The organism is Gemella sp. (assembly GCF_057272915.1).
On the sequence record NZ_DBHIUF010000003.1, the window covers coordinates 21,219 to 40,337 of the forward strand.

Here is a 19,119-nt window from a genome sequence, read left to right on the forward strand (position 1 = left end):
CCTTAGTGCTCTTAGATACACTATAGGCTATAAAAATATTCTCAATAAAGCATTAGGTGTTTTTATCCTAATGTTACTAATTTCTTCTCCCATCCAGACTTTACTGTCGGTTCTGGAATCTCACCAGATCAGCTTGCGCTCACGGACTTCTAGTAAACTAGTCACCGCCGGTTGGGACTTTCACCCGACCCCGAAGAAATATTTAATTCATGAATTAATATTAACACTAATGAAAACGATTGTCAATGATAAAAAATAAAAACTATCACAAAATATAAAATATACAATGTGATAGTTTTGTTTAATTTATTATAAGAATTGTGCTAAACAAACGATAAGGATAATAACTGGAAGTACATATCTTAGTAAGAATAACCATACTTTAAATAATACTAGGCTAGATTTTTTATTTTCATCTATGTGTAATTGTTCTAGAGCTACTTTTTTATCAAGTACATATCCTGTGAATATTGATAAAGCAAGACAACCAAGTGGCATTAGAATATTAGATACTAAGAAATCCATTAAATCGAATACTGTTTTTCCAAATATTAATGTATTAGACAGCGATCCGTAAGATAAGGCAGAAGGAATTCCAACTATGAAAGTTAAGATTCCGATAATTACACTAAATTTAGTACGGTTAGTGTTTCTTTGATTAGTAATGTTTCCTACATTAATTTCTAACATAACTACTGATGAGGTAATAGTAGCGAATAAGAATAATATTAAGAATAAGATGTAGAAAATTTTACCGAATGCCATATTGTTGAATAGCTGTGGTAATACTATGAATAATAGACTTGGTCCACCTTCAGACTCCATACCGAATGAACTCATCGCAGGGAAGATTGCTAATCCAGCCATTACAGAAACTGCAATGTTCATTAACACAACTGAAATACCAGATTGAACAAGATTAGTTCTTCTATCAAGGTAAGAAGCATATGTAAGCATAGCTGTAACCCCGATTGATAGTGCGAAGAATGATTGTCCTAGTGCGAATAAAATTCCAGAACTAGTGATTTTAGTGAAATCTGGTTTTAAGAAATAAGTAACACCGCTCATCGCGTTAGGTAATGTTAGTGATCTTGCGATAATTACTAGGAAGATAATGAATAATAGAGGCATCATGATTTTTGATGCTTTTTCAATACCTTTTTGTACACCACGAGATACAATATAAATATTCAATAAGATGAATAATGCTTGTGCTCCTAATGCGATCCAAGTGTTAGAAATAATACTAACGAAAAGTGCCGCATGATCAGTAGTAGAGTGTACTCCAATAGCATCTGCAATTGAAATACCAAGATATACTAAAATCCATCCGCCGATAACACTGTAGAATGATAGTAAGATGAATAGGGCGAATCCACCGATATAACCAATAACATTGTATTTTTTATTTTTTCCTAATTTACCGAAAGTTCTAATCGCTGAAACACCAGCGCCACGACCTAGTACAAATTCAGCTAGAAGAAGTGGTAAACCAATTAATAATGTGAATATAAGGAAAACAAGTAAGAATCCACCTCCACCATTAGCTGCAGTCATATACGGGAACTTCCATACTGCACCTAGTCCTATTGCAGAACCAGCAGAAGCAAGTATGAATCCTATTTTAGAACTCCATTTTGAATTATCTGACATAAAATTTTCCTCCTAAATTTGATTTTAAAAATAAGTAAAAGCTATTTAGAAAATACTAAATAGCTTTTTAGAAATATATATTATTATACTCAAAGACCATTTAGTATTTTACCAATGGCCGAAAAACAAACTTAACTAGCCATTGTAGACATCGTTGCACTTATATCTACAATGCTATGAGATATAAGTGCTGCTAAAATGGCACAAAAAAGTATTCTCTTTTACTAGTTAAAATAGTGTTTTTCATTATTGAGTAGCTCCTTTTTATAATTGTTGTTAAAATCTTAACATTTATCTGAAAATTTGTCAATTGTTTTTTTGTAATCTTTATGAAAAAATAGAAAAGACATTAAATTTTCGATTTTAATAAAAAAAGTCTGCGTTTGAGTTAATGCTAATTTATGAAAATTGTTTTAATTGATAAAAAATATCGAATAGGGGATAAGTTAAATAATTAATATGATTAATTATTTTGTTTAAAAAAGTTACAGAAGGGCTAATATAAATGGGAAAGGGACGGTTATTTGATTTTCTGCTATAAACAGTTTTAAAAAAAATCCTATAAAATCTTTAAAAATTCACGTAAAGTGTTGCATTGAATTTTAATATATGTTAGTATTGTAACTATATGAATTTAATGCATAAATTAATGTATTTATATAATAAATAGGAGGAAGTTTAATAATGAACAAAAATATTAAAAAAGTAGTAGCAGCTACAGTAGTTGCTGGATTAGCAGTAGCACCAGTAGCAGCTCAAACAACTGCACCAGTAGCACAAGCTGCTGAGCAAGCTCAATCAAAACACGTTTCAGCTAAATTCGTACAAAATGAGAAAGGTAACTTCGTACAAGTTACTGCAACTCAAGATGTACAAGCTGCAAAAGTTACAATCTCTGTTGATGGAAAAGGTCAATACACAGTAAACGTTGGAGATCTTAAAAAAGGTGAAACTAAATTAGTACCTTTCAACGTAGATGCTAAAGTAGGAAATGGATTTGCTCCAAAAGCATTACCAAAAACTGCTGCAGTAACTGAGCACGTAACAATCTCAAAAACTATCAACGCTCACTTAGTAAGAGCAACAGTTTCTTACAAATACGAAGATGGTAAACCAACTGAACCAGGAAAACCAGGAAATGCAACACCAGCACCACAACCAACGCCAGAACCGAAACCAACTCCGGCTCCAGCTCCAGGAACACCAGCTGATAAACCAACTGAACCAGGAAATACAACACCAGCTCCAAGTGATAAACCAGGAGACTTAACTCCGAAACCAACGCCAGCACCACAACCAGCACCAGGGAAATCTGGGAATAAAAGTGATGGTAAACTAAGTGGTGATACGGATCCAGTTACACCACCCCCAGGATTTTTTCCAGAATTATCTTAATTAATATATAAGATGTGAAAGATTCTAATTATTTAGAATCTTTCTTTCAATATAAAAAGTATAAACCCAGACTCTAGAATTTCTAGAATCTGGGTTTTCTTTTTATTCGTTATCTAATTGCATGTAAACAACTTGAGTTGTTAAGTATTCTTCTAAACCATGTTTACCGTCTGCTCCACCGATACCAGATTTACGACGTCCAGCGTGGAATCCTTGCATTGCTTCGAAGTTTTCACGGTTGATGTATGTTTCACCAAATTTTAGACCATTAACCGCTTTGAATGCAGTGTTTAGGTTAGTAGTGTAAACTGATGAAGTTAATCCATATTCTGAATCGTTAGCGTATTCTAATACTTCTTCTAAAGTTTTGAATGTAGCGATTGGGATTACAGGTCCGAATGTTTCTTCTTTCATGATGTTCATTTCGTTAGTTACGTCAGTTAATACAGTTGGTCCATAGAAATATCCAACTTGGTTTTCATCGCGAGTTCCACCATAAGATAGAGTTGCACCTTGTTTTACTGCATAAGCAACTTTTTCAGCAACAGCGTCTACAGCGCGTTTTTCGATAAGTGGTCCGTAATCTACGCCACCTTCTTTATTAGGGTCACCGAATTTAACTTTATCAAGTTCAGCGAATAATAATTTTTCGAATTCAACTTTAACATCTTCGTGTACATATACTCTTTCTGCACAGTTACATACTTGCCCTGAGTTAATTACACGTGAAGCTACGATTGCTTTAGCAGCAAGATTTAGGTCTGCATCTTTGAAGACGATAGCTGGTGCTTTTCCTCCAAGTTCTAGAGAAACATTAGTAATGTTTTCAGCGGCAGCTTTCATAACTTCTTGTCCAGCTGTTAAGCTACCTGTTAAGCTTACTAATCCAACTTTAGGGTTAGAAGCTAATCTATTTCCAACTACAGATCCACGACCGTGAACAATGTGAAGAACGCCTTTAGGAAGTCCTACTTCTACACAAATTTCAGCGAAAATATCTGCGTTAATTGGTGTTAATTGGCTAGGTTTAATAACGATTGTATTACCTGTTAATAAAGCTGGTGCAGCTTTTCTAGCGATTAAGAAGAATGGGAAGTTCCAAGGTAGGATACCAGTAGTTACTCCGTGAGGGCGTTTGAATAGGAAGATGTGTTCATCTTTTCTATCACTTTGAATAATTTCTCCTTCGTATCTTCTAGCCCATTCAGCCATATAATCTAAGTAGTCAGCTGTGAATAATACTTCAACTTTTGCTAAATCGAAAGTTTTACCACCTTCATTAACGATTGTTTGTGTAATTTCTGGTTCACGTTCACGAATGCGTTCTGCAATTTTTCTTAGGTATGCGCCTCTTTCAACTGCTGGTAATTTTTCCCAGTCACGTTGTGCTACTTCTGCAATATCAATTGCACGGTCTACATCTTCTCTAGTTGAAGAAGGAACTTTTGCAAGAACCTCTTCTGTTGAAGGATTTAGCACGTCAAGATAATCATAATTCGAAATATTTTCAAATTCTCCATTGATAAAATTTTTTAATACTTTAACTTCACTCATAGTGTAAAACTCCTTTTTCTGTTTTTCTAAAGTAAACGCTATCATTACTTTTTTATCATTATATATTATTAATAAAAGTAAATCAAGTAGTTTGTTTATGTTTTTGATATATATTTGTATATTTAAATATCACATTATCTAGTTTTGTAAAAAAAGTTATGTATATATAATTTCAATATAAAGTAACAATTGTGATAACTTTTTAAAAATAAAGAAATTATAAGTTTCTGTAATATAGCAAATAAAACGCATACATTAAAGATTATTGATGATTAACTCAGTAGAAAAAGTTTTTATATTTATTACAGATTAGCATTAAATAGTATATTTAATGCATTAAGTAATTAAAGTAAATAATAGTAAAAAATTTTTCCGAGCAAAATTATTTCCATATTCAACATGTTTAGTGGTATAATCTTAGCATAAGAAATAATTAGGAGGTTCATTAATGAAACAGAACATAGGAGTTATTGGTTTATCAGTAATGGGAAGCAACTTAGCTTTAAATATCGCGGACAATGGATTTAAAGTTGCGGTATTTAATAGAACAACAACAGTTGTTGACAAAATGCTAGAGGAGCACCCACACAAAAATGTAGTAGGAAGATACTCTCTACAAGAGCTAATTGACGGTCTAGAAAAACCTAGAAAAGTAGTTTTAATGGTTAAAGCTGGGTTTGCTGTTGACAGTTTAATAGAACAATTAACACCTCTACTAGAAAAAGGTGATATTATTATCGATGGAGGAAACTCATTCTTCAAAGATACTCAAAGAAGATACGACTTATTATTAGAAAAAGGAATCAACTACTTCGGTGTTGGTGTATCAGGAGGAGAAGAAGGCGCAAGATTTGGTCCTGCTTTAATGCCTGGTGGAGATGAAAAAGCATATGAAGAAATTCGTCCGATTTTAGAAGCTATTGCTGCTAAAGTGAACGATGTTCCTTGCTGTAGCTACACTTCAACTGGTGGAGCAGGTCACTATGTGAAAATGGTCCACAATGGTATTGAGTATGGAGATATGCAATTAATTTCTGAAGCTTACAAAGTTCTTAAACACTTAGGTGGATTTACTAATGAAGAATTACAAGAAACTTTTGAAGAGTGGAATAAAGGTGAATTAGAATCTTATCTAATTGAAATTACTGCAAATATCTTCAAAGTTAAAGAAGAAGATGGAAGTTACTTAGTGGATAAAATCTTAGATAAATCTCAACAAAAAGGTACAGGTAAATGGACTAACGAACAAGCTATTGATTTAGGAATTGATGTGTCAGTTATTACAGCTGCCTTAAATGGAAGATATATGTCTAATCTTAAAGAAGAACGTGTTCGTGCTGAACAAGAATTCACTCGTAAACCTTATGCGGTTGTAGAAGATAAAGAAAGATTAAAAAATATTGTGAAAGATGCATTATTTATTTCGAAAATTGTATCTTATGCACAAGGATTTAAATTACTACAAGCTGCTGAAAAAGAATATGAGTGGACATTTGATTATTCACAAATTGCTAAAATTTTCCGTGGGGGATGTATTATTCAAGCGAAAATTTTACAAAACATTATCGAAGCATATCAAAATAATCCAAAATTAGAAAACTTAATTTTTGATCCATTCTTCAAAGAAGTAATCGAAACAAGACAAGATAGTTTACGTGAAGTTGCTGCATTAGCAATTGCTAACAGATTACCACTAAGTGCTATGACATCTGCAATTTCATACTTAGATATCTACACTACAGCTAATAGTGGAGCTAACTTAATTCAAGCACAACGTGACTATTTTGGAGCACATACTTTTGAGAGAACTGATAAAGAAGGAAGTTATCACTATGACTGGGTTGGAAATAATGGAAAATAAAACAGCAATAACTTTATTTGGAGGGACAGGGGATCTTACTTATAGAAAACTGTTACCTGCATTATATAATTTAAATTCATTAGGGAAATTAGCCGATGATTTTAAGGTTGTCGTGATAGGGCGTAGGGCATATACGCAATCAGATTATATCGATATCGCTCGTACGTGGGTTAAAGAATATGCTCGTACAAAATTTGATGATGAGCAATTTGATGCATATGCTAAAAGAATTATTTATTTCAAAATGGATATGACAAATGAAGATGATTATGAAATGTTACAAAAGTTCTATGCTGAACAAGATATTCAAAATCATGTATACTACTTTGCAGTAGCACCTTCGTTCTTCATAACTATTACAAATGGACTTCAAAAACATTGCTCTCAAAATAATGCGAAGGTTATTATTGAGAAACCATTCGGAGAAGATTTAGAAAAAGCTGGATTATTAAATGATGAGCTAGCAAAATTCTTCGATGAAAATGAAATTTATCATATCGACCATTATTTAGGTAAAGAGATGATTCAAAATATTCTTTCTTTACGTTTTGAAAATATAATCTTCAAAGGTATTTGGAATAAAGATTTTATCGAAAATGTTCAAATAACAGCTGCAGAAACAGTTGGTGTTGGAACAAGAGCTAGTTACTACGATAAAAGTGGTGCTTTAAAAGATATGGTTCAAAACCATTTATTACAAGTGTTGTCGCTAGTAGCGATGGAAGAACCTAAAGAACCAGGAAGCCGTGGTATTCATGAAAGTCAATATAACCTTCTTGCTTCACTTAAACCGATTGAGGATGTTCACGAAAGTTTAGTAATGGGACAATATGAAGGGTATCTTCAAGAGGAGAATATTCCAGCAGATTCTAAGACAGAGACTTATGCAGCACTAAAATTATTTGTAGATAATGAGCGTTGGGAAGGTGTACCATTCTTTATAAGAACAGGTAAAAAACTAGAAAAAAGAGAAACTCAAGTAGTAGTTCAATTTAAAGCTGTTGGATCTTCTCCAGGTAATGTATTAATAATAAAAATTCAACCTGAAGAAGGTGTGTATTTCCAATTTAATGCTAAAAAACCAGGAACTGAACAAGAATTGCAACCTATCTCTTTAGACTTCTGTCAAAGTTGTATTTTAGAAAATATAATAAATACTCCGGAGGCTTATGAAAGACTATTAGATGCTTGTTTCAGAGAAGATAGAGCATTATTCTCGCAATGGAATCAAATTGTAGCTTCATGGACATTTGTTAATGAATTAATAGCTAAGTATGAAGAACAAGGTTCTCCATTATATACTTATGAACAAGGCTCAAAAGGTCCTAAAGAAGCTGATGAACTTGTTAATTGGGTTAAATAGATAATTAAATGTATTGTGTGAGTAAAATCATGCAATACATTTAATTTTTATAATTTGAAAGTTTGGGCGTCAGAATTGTAAAGTTTACGATAAAAGATAAGTGTAGTATAATTAAAAGGTGAATAAAAATAGAGAGTTTGAAAAGGAGCAATGAAATGAGACTTTTAGATTCAATGTTAGAGTATAATGAGTATTTCGTGAGGTTTGAGGAATATCAAAAATATAAAACCGAAGATAAATATCCTGCAAAGAGAGTAGTGATGTTTACGTGTATGGATACAAGATTAGTGGAATTAGCGACAAAATCACTAAACTTGTCTTCTGGAGATGTGAAAGTAGTAAAAAATGCTGGAGCAATCTTAACTCATCCATTTGGTTCTATAATGAGAAGTTTGATAATAGCTGTTTATATGCTTAAAGCAGATGAGATTATCGTCATGGGACATCATGATTGTGGTATGCAAAATATTGATACTAATTTAATTATGGAAAAAATGCAGAGTAGGGGTGTAGGTAAGGAAACTTTAGATATTTTGCAGTATTCAGGACTTGATTTGAGTTCGTGGTTACATGGTTTTGATGATGTTAATGAAAGTGTAGCTCATGACGTAAATATGATAACGAAACATCCATTGATTCCAAAAGATGTACCTGTTCACGGGTTAGTTATTAATCCCGAAAATGGGAAAGTAGAATTAGTAGTTAATGGCTATAATAATTTAAGGAATAGGAAGGGGTGCCTAAGTTGAAAAAAATACTAATATTAAATACAGGTGGCACTATTTCTATGAGTGAAGATCAAAAAACGGGTAAAGTTGCTCCTACTGATAGTAATCCTATAGGTGTCGGAGGTAATATATTCTCTTATATTGGAGATTTACATGTTGAAGACTTATATCATCTAGCCTCACCCCAAATAACGCAAAATGAAATGCTAGGTATTAAAAATAGAATAGAAAAGGCTATTCAAGAAGGTTATGAAGGTGTAGTAGTAACTCACGGGACAGATACTCTTGAAGAAACGGCGTATTATTTAGAGTTAACTTTAGATGTAAATATTCCAGTTGTTGTAACTGGAGCTATGCGTTCAAGTAATGAAATAGGTGCAGATGGATTAGCTAATCTAAGAAGTTCGTTAGTAGTTGCTACTGATGATGAAAGTAGTGATAAAGGTGTTTTAGTAGTAATGAATGATGAAGTCCATACTGCAACGTATGTTACAAAAACGCACACAACTAATGTAGCTACATTTCAAACACCAACCTTCGGACCTATAGGGCTAGTATCAAAAAATAAGGTTATATATTTCCAAAAGTTGATAAAAGAAGAACATTATAATGTGGCTACTACTGATAAGAGAGTGTATCTATTAAAAGCCTATGCTGGTATGGATGGGAAGTTGATTGATGCTGTAGTTGAACTAGGAGCAGATGGATTAGTTATAGAAGCATTAGGAGCAGGTAACTTACCTCCAAAAACTGTGCCTGCTGTTAAAAGTTGTATTGAAAAAAATATACCTGTAGTCTTTGTTTCACGTGCATTTAATGGAGTTACCCAGGATGTTTATGACTATGAAGGTGGAGGGAAAAGATTTCAACAAGATGGGGTTATCTTTACAACAGGATTAAGTGGTCAAAAAGCTAGAATTAAATTAATGATTTTATTAGAGGCGGGTATTCCATTTGAAAGGTTACGAGAATTGTTTTAATAATTATTTGAAATGTTATCAATGTGCAAAGAAGGTTGAATATTTTTTGTAATTATGGTAGTATATTAAAAGATTAAAATTAGGATAGAGGTGCAAAATTGAAATTTAAATATCACAAGTCGTACCGAGGTTTTTATCTATTAGATGAAAATAAATTTAAACGACCTTATCAAAAACTAGATCAAGAGAAAACGTTAAAAAATTTAGGTGAAGAAACTGAGTTTGATAAAAATGAAATCTTAGACATCGAGGATAATTTAGTAATTTTTGTCGAAAAAGATGCTGAACAACCTATAAAGGAAAAAACAGAGAAAAAGAAAAATAGTAAGAAAAAAATAGAGGATATAGATTTTGAGGTTTTAGAACTGAAATATAAAATTCCAAGACTTCTTTTGAAAAAATTATACAGTATTATTTTGGAGAATTCGGAAAGAGCTGCACTTGATTTACAATCAGTTTTATCTGTAATAGAAAATATTACATTTGCAGACAGTCTATTTTCTTCGAAGGTTAAGAAAATCTTCTATTATAGCGATAGTGAATTAGAGAATTTACTTTCTAGATATAATTTTGATAATATTAATGTTGCTGAGTTTAAAAAAGATATTGAAGTAAATTATCCTAGTCAATACATCTCTGAACTACCAATTGATTATAAAGAATATGAAATGATTTTTGTGTTCTATTTCATAATACAAATAGAATTATTGACAATTTTAAAATAAAAATGAATTTTTTGATTAAAATCTTTCTGAAAGGACTTGATTTTTTGTTAAGTCTTTGCTATAATTTTAATCAGAAAGTTTATTTTTTTAAAATACGTTGGTCGGTAAATGACCTAACCGGACAAAAGATGTCCATAAATAAATTTTCAATATTATAGAGGAAACTTAAAATGGATATTTTACATTTGTTACATATGCAAAGTAGACTCGTTCCAGAAATGTTTATGAAATTTAACAATAGATACGAACTGTTGGTTACAATAAAGGTTAATCAACCTGTTGGTCGAAAAACATTGTTGAATTTTATTAATATGACAGAAAGGCAATTACGTACGGAATGTGAAGTTTTATCCAAGTTAGGATTGATTACTAAAAATGCTACAGGGATGAGCGTTACTGAAAAAGGAGAAATACTTCTTTTAGAAATAAAAGAAGCGGTTATAAACGATGTCTTTGCTAAAGAGAGAAGTTTTATAAAGAATCATTTTTCTATAAAGCAAGTTCATATAGTGGCAGGTGACTTTATTAATAATGAAGCAACTAGAGAAGAAATGACAAGCCTACTTTTGGATAAAGTTAATGCTAAAATAACTAAAGATTGCGTAATTGGAGTCAGTGGTGGAAGTACAATGTACTACATAGCCGGCAAAGCTAATGCAACATTTGGTTATGGGAAAAATGTTACTATAACACCGATAAGAGGTGGTCTATCTGTGGTGGATACGGAGTATCAAGCGAATGATATAGCTTCTAAAATGGCTAAAAATTCAGGACATGCATATCAATTGTTACATGCACCGGATAACATAGGGGAAAAGGCATTAGAAGAGCTTGTGAAAGAGCCTGTTGTAAAAAATGCGCTTGATATTATAGAAAAAACATCCATAATTATCCATAGTATAGGAAATGCTTTTGAAATGGCAGAAAGACGAAAATCGTCTAAAGAAGTTTTAGAAGTACTAGAAGAAAAGAATGCTGTGAGTGAATCATTCGGAAGTTATTTTGATGAGAACGGCAGCGAGATATTTAAAACCTCTACTATAGGTATGAGTTTTAAAGATGTTAATGGCATTGATAATGTCTTTACGATAGTTGGTGGTGCTGCAAAAGCTGATGCGGTATTTAGTTATTTAAATACTAGACCTGCTAATGCCACACTAATTATTGACGAGGCTATTTGCAAAAAAATTATAAAAAAAGTTAATAAAAATTTTTAGGAGGAACTAAAAAATGACAGTAAAAGTAGCAATTAACGGATTTGGACGTATTGGACGTCTTGCATTAAGAAAAATCCAAAGCGTAGAAGGGATTGAAGTAGTAGCAATTAACGATTTAACACCAGTTGCTCAACTAGTTCACTTATTAAAATATGATACAACTCAAGGTCGTTTTGACGGAGAAGTATCAGCAGCAGAAGGAAGCATCGTAGTAAACGGTAAAGAAATCAAAGCTTTCGCTAATCCAAATCCAGCTGAATTACCATGGGGAGAATTAGGAGTAGATGTAGTATTAGAATGTACTGGTTTCTTCACTTCTAAAGAAAAAGCAGAAGCTCACGTTAAAGCAGGAGCTAAAAAAGTTGTAATTTCTGCTCCAGGTGGAAACGACGTTAAAACTGTAGTTTACAACGTAAACCACGAAATCTTAGATGGATCTGAAACAGTTATCTCTGGTGCTTCATGTACTACTAACTGTTTAGCTCCAATGGCTAAAGTGTTAAACGACAAATTCACAGTTGTAGAAGGATTAATGACAACTATCCACGGATACACTGGGGACCAAAATACACTAGACGCTCCACACCCTAAAGGAGACTTACGTCGTGCTCGTGCTGCAGCTGCTAATATCGTACCTAACACAACTGGTGCTGCTAAAGCAATCGGATTAGTAATTCCAGAATTAAGCGGTAAATTAGATGGAGCTGCTCAACGTGTACCTGTACCAACAGGATCATTAACTGAATTAGTAGCAGTTGTAGAAAAAACTGTTACAGCTGAAGAAGTTAACGCTGCTATGGAAGCTGCTGCTAACGAATCATTCGGTTACAACGTAGACCCAATCGTATCTTCTGATATCGTAGGAATTTCTTACGGATCATTATTCGATGCAACTCAAACAAAAGTTATCACAGTTGGTGACAAACAATTAGTTAAAGTTGTATCTTGGTACGACAACGAAATGTCTTACACTGCTCAATTAGTAAGAACATTAAAATACTTTGCAGGATTAATCAAATAATCTAATTAGGTAATAAATAAGAGTAGATAAGATATAAGTTGATTTTGACTTATATCTTGTCTCATATATTCCAAAAATATTTAAAAGGAGCTTTCCATGAAGAAATCTATTAAAGACTTAGGTAACTTACAAGGAAAAACTGTCTTAATGCGTGTTGACTTCAACGTGCCTTTAAAAGATGGTGTAATTACAAACGATAATCGTATTACTGCAGCATTACCAACTATTGAGTATGCTTTAAATCAAGGAGCTAAAGTAGTGGCGTTCTCTCACTTAGGACGTGTTAAAGAAGAAGCTGATAAAGCTTCAAAAAGTTTAGCACCAGTTGCTAAAAGATTATCAGAATTATTAGGTAAAGAAGTGAAATTCGTAGCTGAAACTCGCGGAGCTGAATTAGAAGCAGCGGTTAAAGGATTAAATGAAGGTGAAATCTTAATGTTCGAAAACACTCGTTTCGAAGATGTAGATGGTAAAAAAGAATCTAAAAATGATCCAGAACTTGCTAAATATTGGGCTTCTTTAGGTGATGTATATGTAAACGATGCATTCGGTACAGCTCACCGTGCTCATGCTTCAAACGTAGGTATTGCATCTAACATTGGTGAAGGAAACTCTGCTTCTGGATTCCTAGTAGATAAAGAAATTAAATTTATTGGTGGAGCAGTTGATAACCCAGAAAGACCACTTGTTGCAATCTTAGGTGGAGCAAAAGTTTCTGATAAAATTGCAGTAATTGAAAACTTATTAGATAAAGCTGATAAAGTAATCATCGGTGGAGGTATGGCTTATACTTTCATGAAAGCACAAGGTAAAGAAATCGGAATTTCACTTTGTGAAGATGATAAAGTTGAATACGCTCGTGAACTTATGGCAAAAGCTGGTGATAAATTAGTATTACCAATTGATACAGTTGTAGCTAAAGAGTTCTCAAATGATGCACCTAGCCGTGTTGCTGAAGGTGATATTCAACCTGATGAAGAAGGATTAGATATCGGTCCTAAAACTGTTGAATTATTCAAAAATACTCTTGAGGGAGCAAAAACTGTAATTTGGAACGGGCCAATGGGTGTGTTCGAAATGCCAAACTTTGCAAAAGGTACAATTGGTGTATGTGAAGCTATCGCTCACTTAGAAGGTGCTACTACTATTATCGGTGGTGGAGATAGTGCGACAGCAGCTATTTCTTTAGGATATGCAGAAAAATTCTCACACATCTCTACAGGTGGGGGAGCTTCTCTAGAATACCTAGAAGGAAAAGTATTACCAGGAATTGATTCATTATCAAATAAATAATTTTAAAACTCAAGGAGAGTAACATTATGTCAAGATTACCATTTATCGCAGGAAACTGGAAAATGAACAAAAACCCAGAAGAAACAAAAGCATTCGTTGAAGCAATCGCTGGGAAATTACCATCAGCAGATAAAGTTGAAGCAGGTATTGCAGCTCCAGCTGTGGACTTAAGTGCATTACTTAGCGCTGCTGAAGGAACAGGATTAAAAGTTGCAGCTCAAAACTGTTACTTTGAAAATTCAGGAGCTTATACTGGTGAAACTTCACCAAAAGTATTAGCTGAAATGGGAGTTAATTATGTAGTAATCGGTCACTCAGAGCGCCGTGAATATTTCCACGAAACAGATGAAGATATTAACAAAAAAGCAAAAGCTATTTTTGCGAATGGATTATTACCAATCATCTGCTGTGGTGAAACACTTGAAACATACGAAGCAGGAAAAGCTGCTGAGTTCGTAGGGGCTCAAGTGAAAGGAGCTTTAGCTGATTTAACAGCTGAACAAGTAGCATCATCAGTTATCGCTTATGAACCAATTTGGGCTATCGGAACAGGGAAATCAGCTACTAAAGAAGATGCACAAAAAATGTGTAAAGCTGTTCGTGATGTAGTTGAAGGACTATATGGTAAAGAAGTTGCTGAAAAAGTTCGTATTCAATACGGTGGTTCAGTTAAACCTGAAAACGTAAAAGAATACTTATCATGCCCAGACGTAGATGGAGCATTAGTAGGTGGAGCTGCTTTACAACCAGAATCATTCTTAGCTCTTTTAGAAGGCGGAAAATTAGATTAGATTTAGCAATTTTTTTAAAATTGTAGTATAATAGAAATATAAATTAAACAACAAGGAGAAAATTAATGTTAGCAAAAACATTTGATATTATCGCAGAAGTATATGCAAGAGAAGTTTTAGATTCACGTGGTAACCCAACTGTAGAAGTTGAAGTAACAACTGAATCAGGAGCGTTTGGACGCGCACTAGTACCATCAGGAGCATCAACTGGACAATATGAAGCAGTTGAATTACGTGATGGAGACAAAGGTCGTTACTTAGGTAAAGGTGTAACTAAAGCTGTAACTAACGTTAATGAAGAAATTGCACCATTATTAGAAGGTAAATTCGACGTATTTGATCAAGTTGGAATTGACTACGCTATGATTGAATTAGATGGAACTGAAAACAAAGGACGTCTAGGAGCTAACGCTATTTTAGGTGTATCTTTAGCAGTAGCACATGCTGCAGCTGATTCTTTAGGAGTACCTCTATACAGATACTTAGGAGGAACAAACTCTAAAGAATTACCAACTCCAATGATGAACATCGTAAACGGTGGATCTCACTCAGATGCTCCAATCGCATTCCAAGAGTTCATGATCCTACCAGTAGGAGCACCTACATTTAAAGAAGCTTTACGTTGGGGAGCTGAAGTATTCCACAACTTAGCTAAATTATTACACAACCGTGGTTTATCTACTGCAGTAGGTGACGAAGGTGGATTCGCTCCAACATTCGAAGGAACTGAAGATGCAGTTGAAACTATCTTAGCTGCAATCAAAGCTGCTGGATTAGAGCCAGGTAAAGATGTATTCTTAGGATTCGACTGTGCATCATCTGAATTCTACGAAAATGGAGTGTACAACTACGCTAAATTCGAAGGTGAAGGTGGAGCAGTTCGTACTTCAGAACAACAAGTTGATTACTTAGAAGAATTAGTAAACAAATACCCAATCATCACTATCGAAGATGGTATGGATGAAAACGACTGGGAAGGATGGAAATTACTTACAGACCGTATCGGTGACCGTGTACAATTAGTAGGGGACGATTTATTCGTAACAAATACTAAGAAATTATCACAAGGTATCGCTCAAGGTGTAGGTAACTCAATCCTAATTAAAGTTAACCAAATCGGTACTTTAACTGAAACTCTAAACGCTATTGAAATGGCTAAACGTGCTCGTTACACAGCTGTTATTTCTCACCGTTCTGGAGAAACTGAAGATTCAACAATCTCAGACATCGCAGTTGCTACTAACGCTGGACAAATCAAAACAGGTTCTCTTAGCCGTACAGACCGTATTGCTAAATACAACCAATTATTACGTATTGAAGATGAATTAGATGCAACAGCTGTATATCCAGGTGAACTTGCATTCTACAACATCAAACGCTAATTAGAATATTTATAAAAGAGGTAAGAGTCAAAGGCTCTTGCCTCTTTTTTGTCTTGAAAAATTATACTTATACTAGAGAAAATTGATTAAAATATTAATGTTTTTAAACATTAGAATTAATGGGCCGGAGTTATTTAAACATAGAATCAATATTCAATTCTAAATATGTAAAACGATTACACTACATATTATTAAAGTAAAAGGTAATTTTAGTATGAAAATAGGTAAATGTAAATACTTTAAATAGGTAATAAAAATTATAAAAGAGTTAATGTGTTGAATTTATTATGAGAATGAAGGATTAAATAAAATATATTTATACAGAAAATAATGTTCGATTTTATATATAAAATGTTTTTTTTGTTGATATATAGACTGAAAATTATACATAAACGTTTGGTTATTGTTTAAATTAAATATAAAAATAATGGTATTCAGATACAGTTGCAACATTAAATTATAAAATATATATCTTTACAAACGGTTTCATATATGATACTATTTTGATGAAAAGATAAATATTAAGTTTATAGGAGGCTAATATGGCAAGTTTATCATTAAAAAATATTTATAAAAAATATGATAATGGCTTTTGTGCGGTAACAGATTTTAATTTAGAAGTAGCCGACAAGGAATTCGTTGTGTTTGTTGGACCATCTGGATGCGGGAAATCTACTACTCTTAGGATGATTGCAGGTTTAGAGGATATAACAGAGGGTGAGTTTTATATTGGGGATAAATTAGTTAACGATGTTGAACCTAAAGATAGAGATATCGCTATGGTATTCCAAAGTTATGCTTTATACCCACATATGACAGTTTTTGATAACATGGCATTTGCTCTAAAATTAAGAAAAGTTCCTAAAGAAGAGATTAAAGCAAAAGTAGAGGAAGCTGCGAAAATTCTTGGATTAGAAGAGCTTTTAGATCGAAAACCAAAAGCACTTTCTGGAGGACAACGTCAGAGGGTTGCGCTAGGAAGAGCTATCGTAAGGAGTCCTAAGGTATTCCTTATGGATGAACCGTTATCTAATTTAGACGCTAAGTTAAGAAGTAACATGAGGGCGGAAATTATTAAAATTCATAATACATTAGGAGCTACTACGATTTATGTAACGCATGACCAAACTGAGGCAATGACAATGGCTGATAGAATTGTAGTAATGAAAAAAGGTGTTGTTCAACAAGTTGGAAGTCCTAAAGAGATTTATGATCATCCAGAAAATCTATTCGTAGCAGGATTTATCGGAGCGCCTACAATGAACTTCATGAGAGGTAGAGTTGCCGAAGGTAATTTTGTAACTAAAGATGGAGGAGAAATAGAAATTCCGGTAGGTTACTATGATAAATTGAAAGAACTAGGATATGAAGGTAAAGAAGTAGTTCTAGGAATTAGACCGGAGAATATATCTAATGATCCACTTGTACTAGAGACATATTCACATGCTAAAATCACTTCGAAAGTAATTGTTGCAGAGTTATTAGGTTCTGAGTATATAGTACACACAGATTTAAACGGTGAAAATATCAAAGCTATTGTACACTCAAGACAAAATATTAAAATGGGAGATGAGTTAACATTTGCTTTAGATATGAATAGAGCTCATTTCTTCGATGTAGATACAGAACTTAGTATCTTGGAATAATTTAAATAAGACGTCAAATTTTTAAAAAACATAACAAAATAAGGAGGCTCATATTATGAGAAAATTAAATAAACTGCTTGCTGTAGCAGCAACTACAGCACTTGTGCTTACAGGATGTGTGGGTGGTAAAAAAGAACAAAAACAAGCAGACCCGAATAAAAAAGTAGAAATTACTTATTGGGATTTCCCACAATTTACAAAAGATAAAGAATTCAAAAAAACTGAGGATTTTGATGCAGCGTTAATCAAAGCGTTTGAAGCAAAGAATCCAAATATCAAAGTTAACTACCAAAAAATAGAATTTACAGATGGACCAGCTAAAATTGAAACAGCTATTCAATCGAAAACAGCTCCAGATGTAATTTATGATGCACCAGGACGTGTAATTGCTTGGGCAGCTAAAGATTTATTGGTTCCATTAGATGATGTTGATAAATCAAAATTAACTGATGCAGCAGTTAAGGCGTCTAGTTACAAAGATAAACTTTATATGTATCCACAAGGGGTAGCACCATTCTTAATGGGAGTTAACAAAGACTTAACTGATAAATTAGGTGTAACAGACCTTCTACCGCTTAATAAACAAGATAGAAGCTGGACTGTTGAAGAATATGAAAAATTCTTAAAAGCAGTTAAACAAAAAGACTCAAGTATTACTCCAGCTTTATTCTACACTAAATCACAAGCAGGAGACCAAGGACCAAGAGCATTTGTAGCAAACTTATACAATTCTTGGATTACAGATGATGCAATCAGCAAATACACTATTAATGATGCAAATGGTGTTAAAGGATTAGAGTGGGTTAAAAAAGCTTACGATGATGGTTTATTAGGACAAGGTGTAGCTTTAGAAGCTAAAGATGCTCTTGAAGCATTCAAATCAGGACGTGCAGCAACTACAATCTTATTCTCTCCTGGTATCGCAGCTTCACACGCATCTGGATTTAACTACAAATTCTTACCATTCCCTAACAATGGAGGAAAAGCTAAATACGATTATCTAGTTGCAGGACCAGCCATCTTTGATAATGGTGATGCAGATAAAGCAGCAGCAGCTAAAAAATTCGTTGACTTTATGGTTAATGATAAAGATTGGGGTAAACGTACTCTATTAGCATCTGGTAACTTCTCAGCTAAAAAAGGTGAAACAGGATTATATGATTCAGAAGAACTTAAATTTGCTGAAGGATTAACTGGACAATACGCTCCATACTATAACACAATTCCAGGATTTGCAAAAATGAGACCGCTATGGTTCAACATGGTTCAAGGTGTATTAAATGGAAAAACTACACCTAAAGAAGGATTAGATAAATTTGTTGAAGATGCAAATAAAACAATAAAAGAAGCATTGTAATTTGACGTATGAAGGGGCTGACCCAAAAGTCCTGAAATTTAACAAAGTTCATATGAGAACTCATAGACGCAGTGGTTTATTGATAGCTAAATTCGCTTTATAAAAGTTTTTTAGTTATCTAATAAACTGTGCGGGGGTGACTCGACAAAATCT

Annotated in this window: 15 protein-coding genes and 1 riboswitch; of the genes, 13 read left to right on the forward strand and 2 right to left on the reverse strand. The window is 33.3% G+C overall.

Annotation, left to right across the window (positions count from 1 at the left end; translation table 11 throughout):
• Positions 1-77: 77 nt before the first annotated feature.
• A riboswitch (FMN riboswitch) is annotated at positions 78-202 on the reverse strand.
• 107 nt (positions 203-309) lie between these two features.
• Positions 310-1,653, reverse strand: coding sequence for a sodium-dependent transporter (locus ACO6OL_RS01930; protein WP_485501931.1), 1,344 nt, complete (start codon positions 1,651-1,653; stop codon positions 310-312).
• A 684-nt stretch (positions 1,654-2,337) separates the two neighbouring features.
• On the opposite strand from ACO6OL_RS01930, the gene ACO6OL_RS01935 reads away from it, so the two are divergent.
• A complete protein-coding gene (locus ACO6OL_RS01935; RefSeq protein WP_485501932.1) occupies positions 2,338-3,048 on the forward strand; it encodes a hypothetical protein in 711 nt (236 codons plus the stop codon).
• A gap of 102 nt (positions 3,049-3,150) precedes the next feature.
• Here the strand turns inward: ACO6OL_RS01935 and aldA are convergent, their stop codons facing one another.
• Positions 3,151-4,602, reverse strand: a complete 1,452-nt coding sequence (aldA, locus tag ACO6OL_RS01940; RefSeq protein WP_485501933.1) for an aldehyde dehydrogenase — start codon at positions 4,600-4,602, stop codon at positions 3,151-3,153.
• Between the two features lie 448 nt (positions 4,603-5,050).
• Here aldA and gnd point away from each other — a divergent pair, with 448 nt between their 5' ends.
• From gnd to ACO6OL_RS02000, 12 genes are all read left to right on the forward strand, one after another.
• Positions 5,051-6,463 carry a decarboxylating NADP(+)-dependent phosphogluconate dehydrogenase gene (gnd, locus tag ACO6OL_RS01945; RefSeq protein ID WP_485501934.1) on the forward strand — a complete coding sequence of 471 codons (1,413 nt, stop codon included), beginning with the start codon at positions 5,051-5,053 and terminating at the stop codon, positions 6,461-6,463.
• Complete coding sequence (gene zwf, locus ACO6OL_RS01950) at positions 6,435-7,826, forward strand: glucose-6-phosphate dehydrogenase (protein ID WP_485501935.1); 1,392 nt, start codon at positions 6,435-6,437, stop codon at positions 7,824-7,826. Before gnd ends, zwf begins: the two co-directional genes overlap by 29 nt.
• A 155-nt stretch (positions 7,827-7,981) precedes the next feature.
• Entirely contained in the window at positions 7,982-8,575 is a 594-nt protein-coding gene (locus tag ACO6OL_RS01955) for a beta-class carbonic anhydrase (protein ID WP_485501936.1), read from the forward strand.
• Positions 8,572-9,534, forward strand: coding sequence for an asparaginase (locus tag ACO6OL_RS01960; protein WP_485501937.1), 963 nt, complete (start codon positions 8,572-8,574; stop codon positions 9,532-9,534). The genes ACO6OL_RS01955 and ACO6OL_RS01960 overlap by 4 nt, the downstream gene beginning before the upstream one ends.
• 98 nt (positions 9,535-9,632) lie before the next feature.
• Positions 9,633-10,259: an exonuclease SbcC gene (locus ACO6OL_RS01965; protein WP_485501938.1), complete on the forward strand. Its 627-nt coding sequence runs from the start codon at positions 9,633-9,635 to the stop codon at positions 10,257-10,259.
• Between the two features lie 194 nt (positions 10,260-10,453).
• Positions 10,454-11,476, forward strand: coding sequence for a sugar-binding transcriptional regulator (locus tag ACO6OL_RS01970; RefSeq protein WP_314160489.1), 1,023 nt, complete (start codon positions 10,454-10,456; stop codon positions 11,474-11,476).
• 13 nt (positions 11,477-11,489) lie between these two features.
• Positions 11,490-12,497, forward strand: a complete 1,008-nt coding sequence (gene gap / locus ACO6OL_RS01975; RefSeq protein ID WP_485501939.1) for a type I glyceraldehyde-3-phosphate dehydrogenase — start codon at positions 11,490-11,492, stop codon at positions 12,495-12,497.
• A 96-nt stretch (positions 12,498-12,593) separates the two neighbouring features.
• On the forward strand, positions 12,594-13,790 hold the full coding sequence (locus ACO6OL_RS01980; protein WP_485501940.1) for a phosphoglycerate kinase: 1,197 nt from the start codon (positions 12,594-12,596) through the stop codon (positions 13,788-13,790).
• A gap of 26 nt (positions 13,791-13,816) precedes the next feature.
• The gene (gene tpiA / locus ACO6OL_RS01985; protein WP_060913576.1) at positions 13,817-14,581 is read left to right on the forward strand and encodes a triose-phosphate isomerase; all 765 of its coding nucleotides are present in this window, start codon (positions 13,817-13,819) and stop codon (positions 14,579-14,581) included.
• Between the two features lie 65 nt (positions 14,582-14,646).
• Positions 14,647-15,963 (forward strand): phosphopyruvate hydratase, encoded by a 1,317-nt coding sequence (gene eno / locus ACO6OL_RS01990; RefSeq protein WP_060913575.1) that lies wholly within the window; start codon positions 14,647-14,649, stop codon positions 15,961-15,963.
• Between the two features lie 542 nt (positions 15,964-16,505).
• Positions 16,506-17,609 carry an ABC transporter ATP-binding protein gene (locus tag ACO6OL_RS01995; protein ID WP_485501941.1) on the forward strand — a complete coding sequence of 368 codons (1,104 nt, stop codon included), beginning with the start codon at positions 16,506-16,508 and terminating at the stop codon, positions 17,607-17,609.
• A 55-nt stretch (positions 17,610-17,664) separates the two neighbouring features.
• Positions 17,665-18,966 (forward strand): ABC transporter substrate-binding protein, encoded by a 1,302-nt coding sequence (locus ACO6OL_RS02000; protein ID WP_485501942.1) that lies wholly within the window; start codon positions 17,665-17,667, stop codon positions 18,964-18,966.
• The last annotated feature ends 153 nt before the right edge of the window (positions 18,967-19,119 follow it).

Coding starts and splice junctions, on each gene's coding strand:
- aldA (WP_485501933.1), bottom strand. CDS start 4,602: ATGAGTGAAGTTAAAGTATTAAAAAATTTTATCAATGGAGAATTTGAA.
- ACO6OL_RS02000 (WP_485501942.1), top strand. CDS start 17,665: ATGAGAAAATTAAATAAACTGCTTGCTGTAGCAGCAACTACAGCACTT.
- ACO6OL_RS01930 (WP_485501931.1), bottom strand. CDS start 1,653: ATGTCAGATAATTCAAAATGGAGTTCTAAAATAGGATTCATACTTGCT.
- ACO6OL_RS01935 (WP_485501932.1), top strand. CDS start 2,338: ATGAACAAAAATATTAAAAAAGTAGTAGCAGCTACAGTAGTTGCTGGA.
- gnd (WP_485501934.1), top strand. CDS start 5,051: ATGAAACAGAACATAGGAGTTATTGGTTTATCAGTAATGGGAAGCAAC.
- tpiA (WP_060913576.1), top strand. CDS start 13,817: ATGTCAAGATTACCATTTATCGCAGGAAACTGGAAAATGAACAAAAAC.
- ACO6OL_RS01980 (WP_485501940.1), top strand. CDS start 12,594: ATGAAGAAATCTATTAAAGACTTAGGTAACTTACAAGGAAAAACTGTC.
- gap (WP_485501939.1), top strand. CDS start 11,490: ATGACAGTAAAAGTAGCAATTAACGGATTTGGACGTATTGGACGTCTT.
- ACO6OL_RS01970 (WP_314160489.1), top strand. CDS start 10,454: ATGCAAAGTAGACTCGTTCCAGAAATGTTTATGAAATTTAACAATAGA.
- zwf (WP_485501935.1), top strand. CDS start 6,435: ATGACTGGGTTGGAAATAATGGAAAATAAAACAGCAATAACTTTATTT.
- ACO6OL_RS01995 (WP_485501941.1), top strand. CDS start 16,506: ATGGCAAGTTTATCATTAAAAAATATTTATAAAAAATATGATAATGGC.
- ACO6OL_RS01955 (WP_485501936.1), top strand. CDS start 7,982: ATGAGACTTTTAGATTCAATGTTAGAGTATAATGAGTATTTCGTGAGG.
- eno (WP_060913575.1), top strand. CDS start 14,647: ATGTTAGCAAAAACATTTGATATTATCGCAGAAGTATATGCAAGAGAA.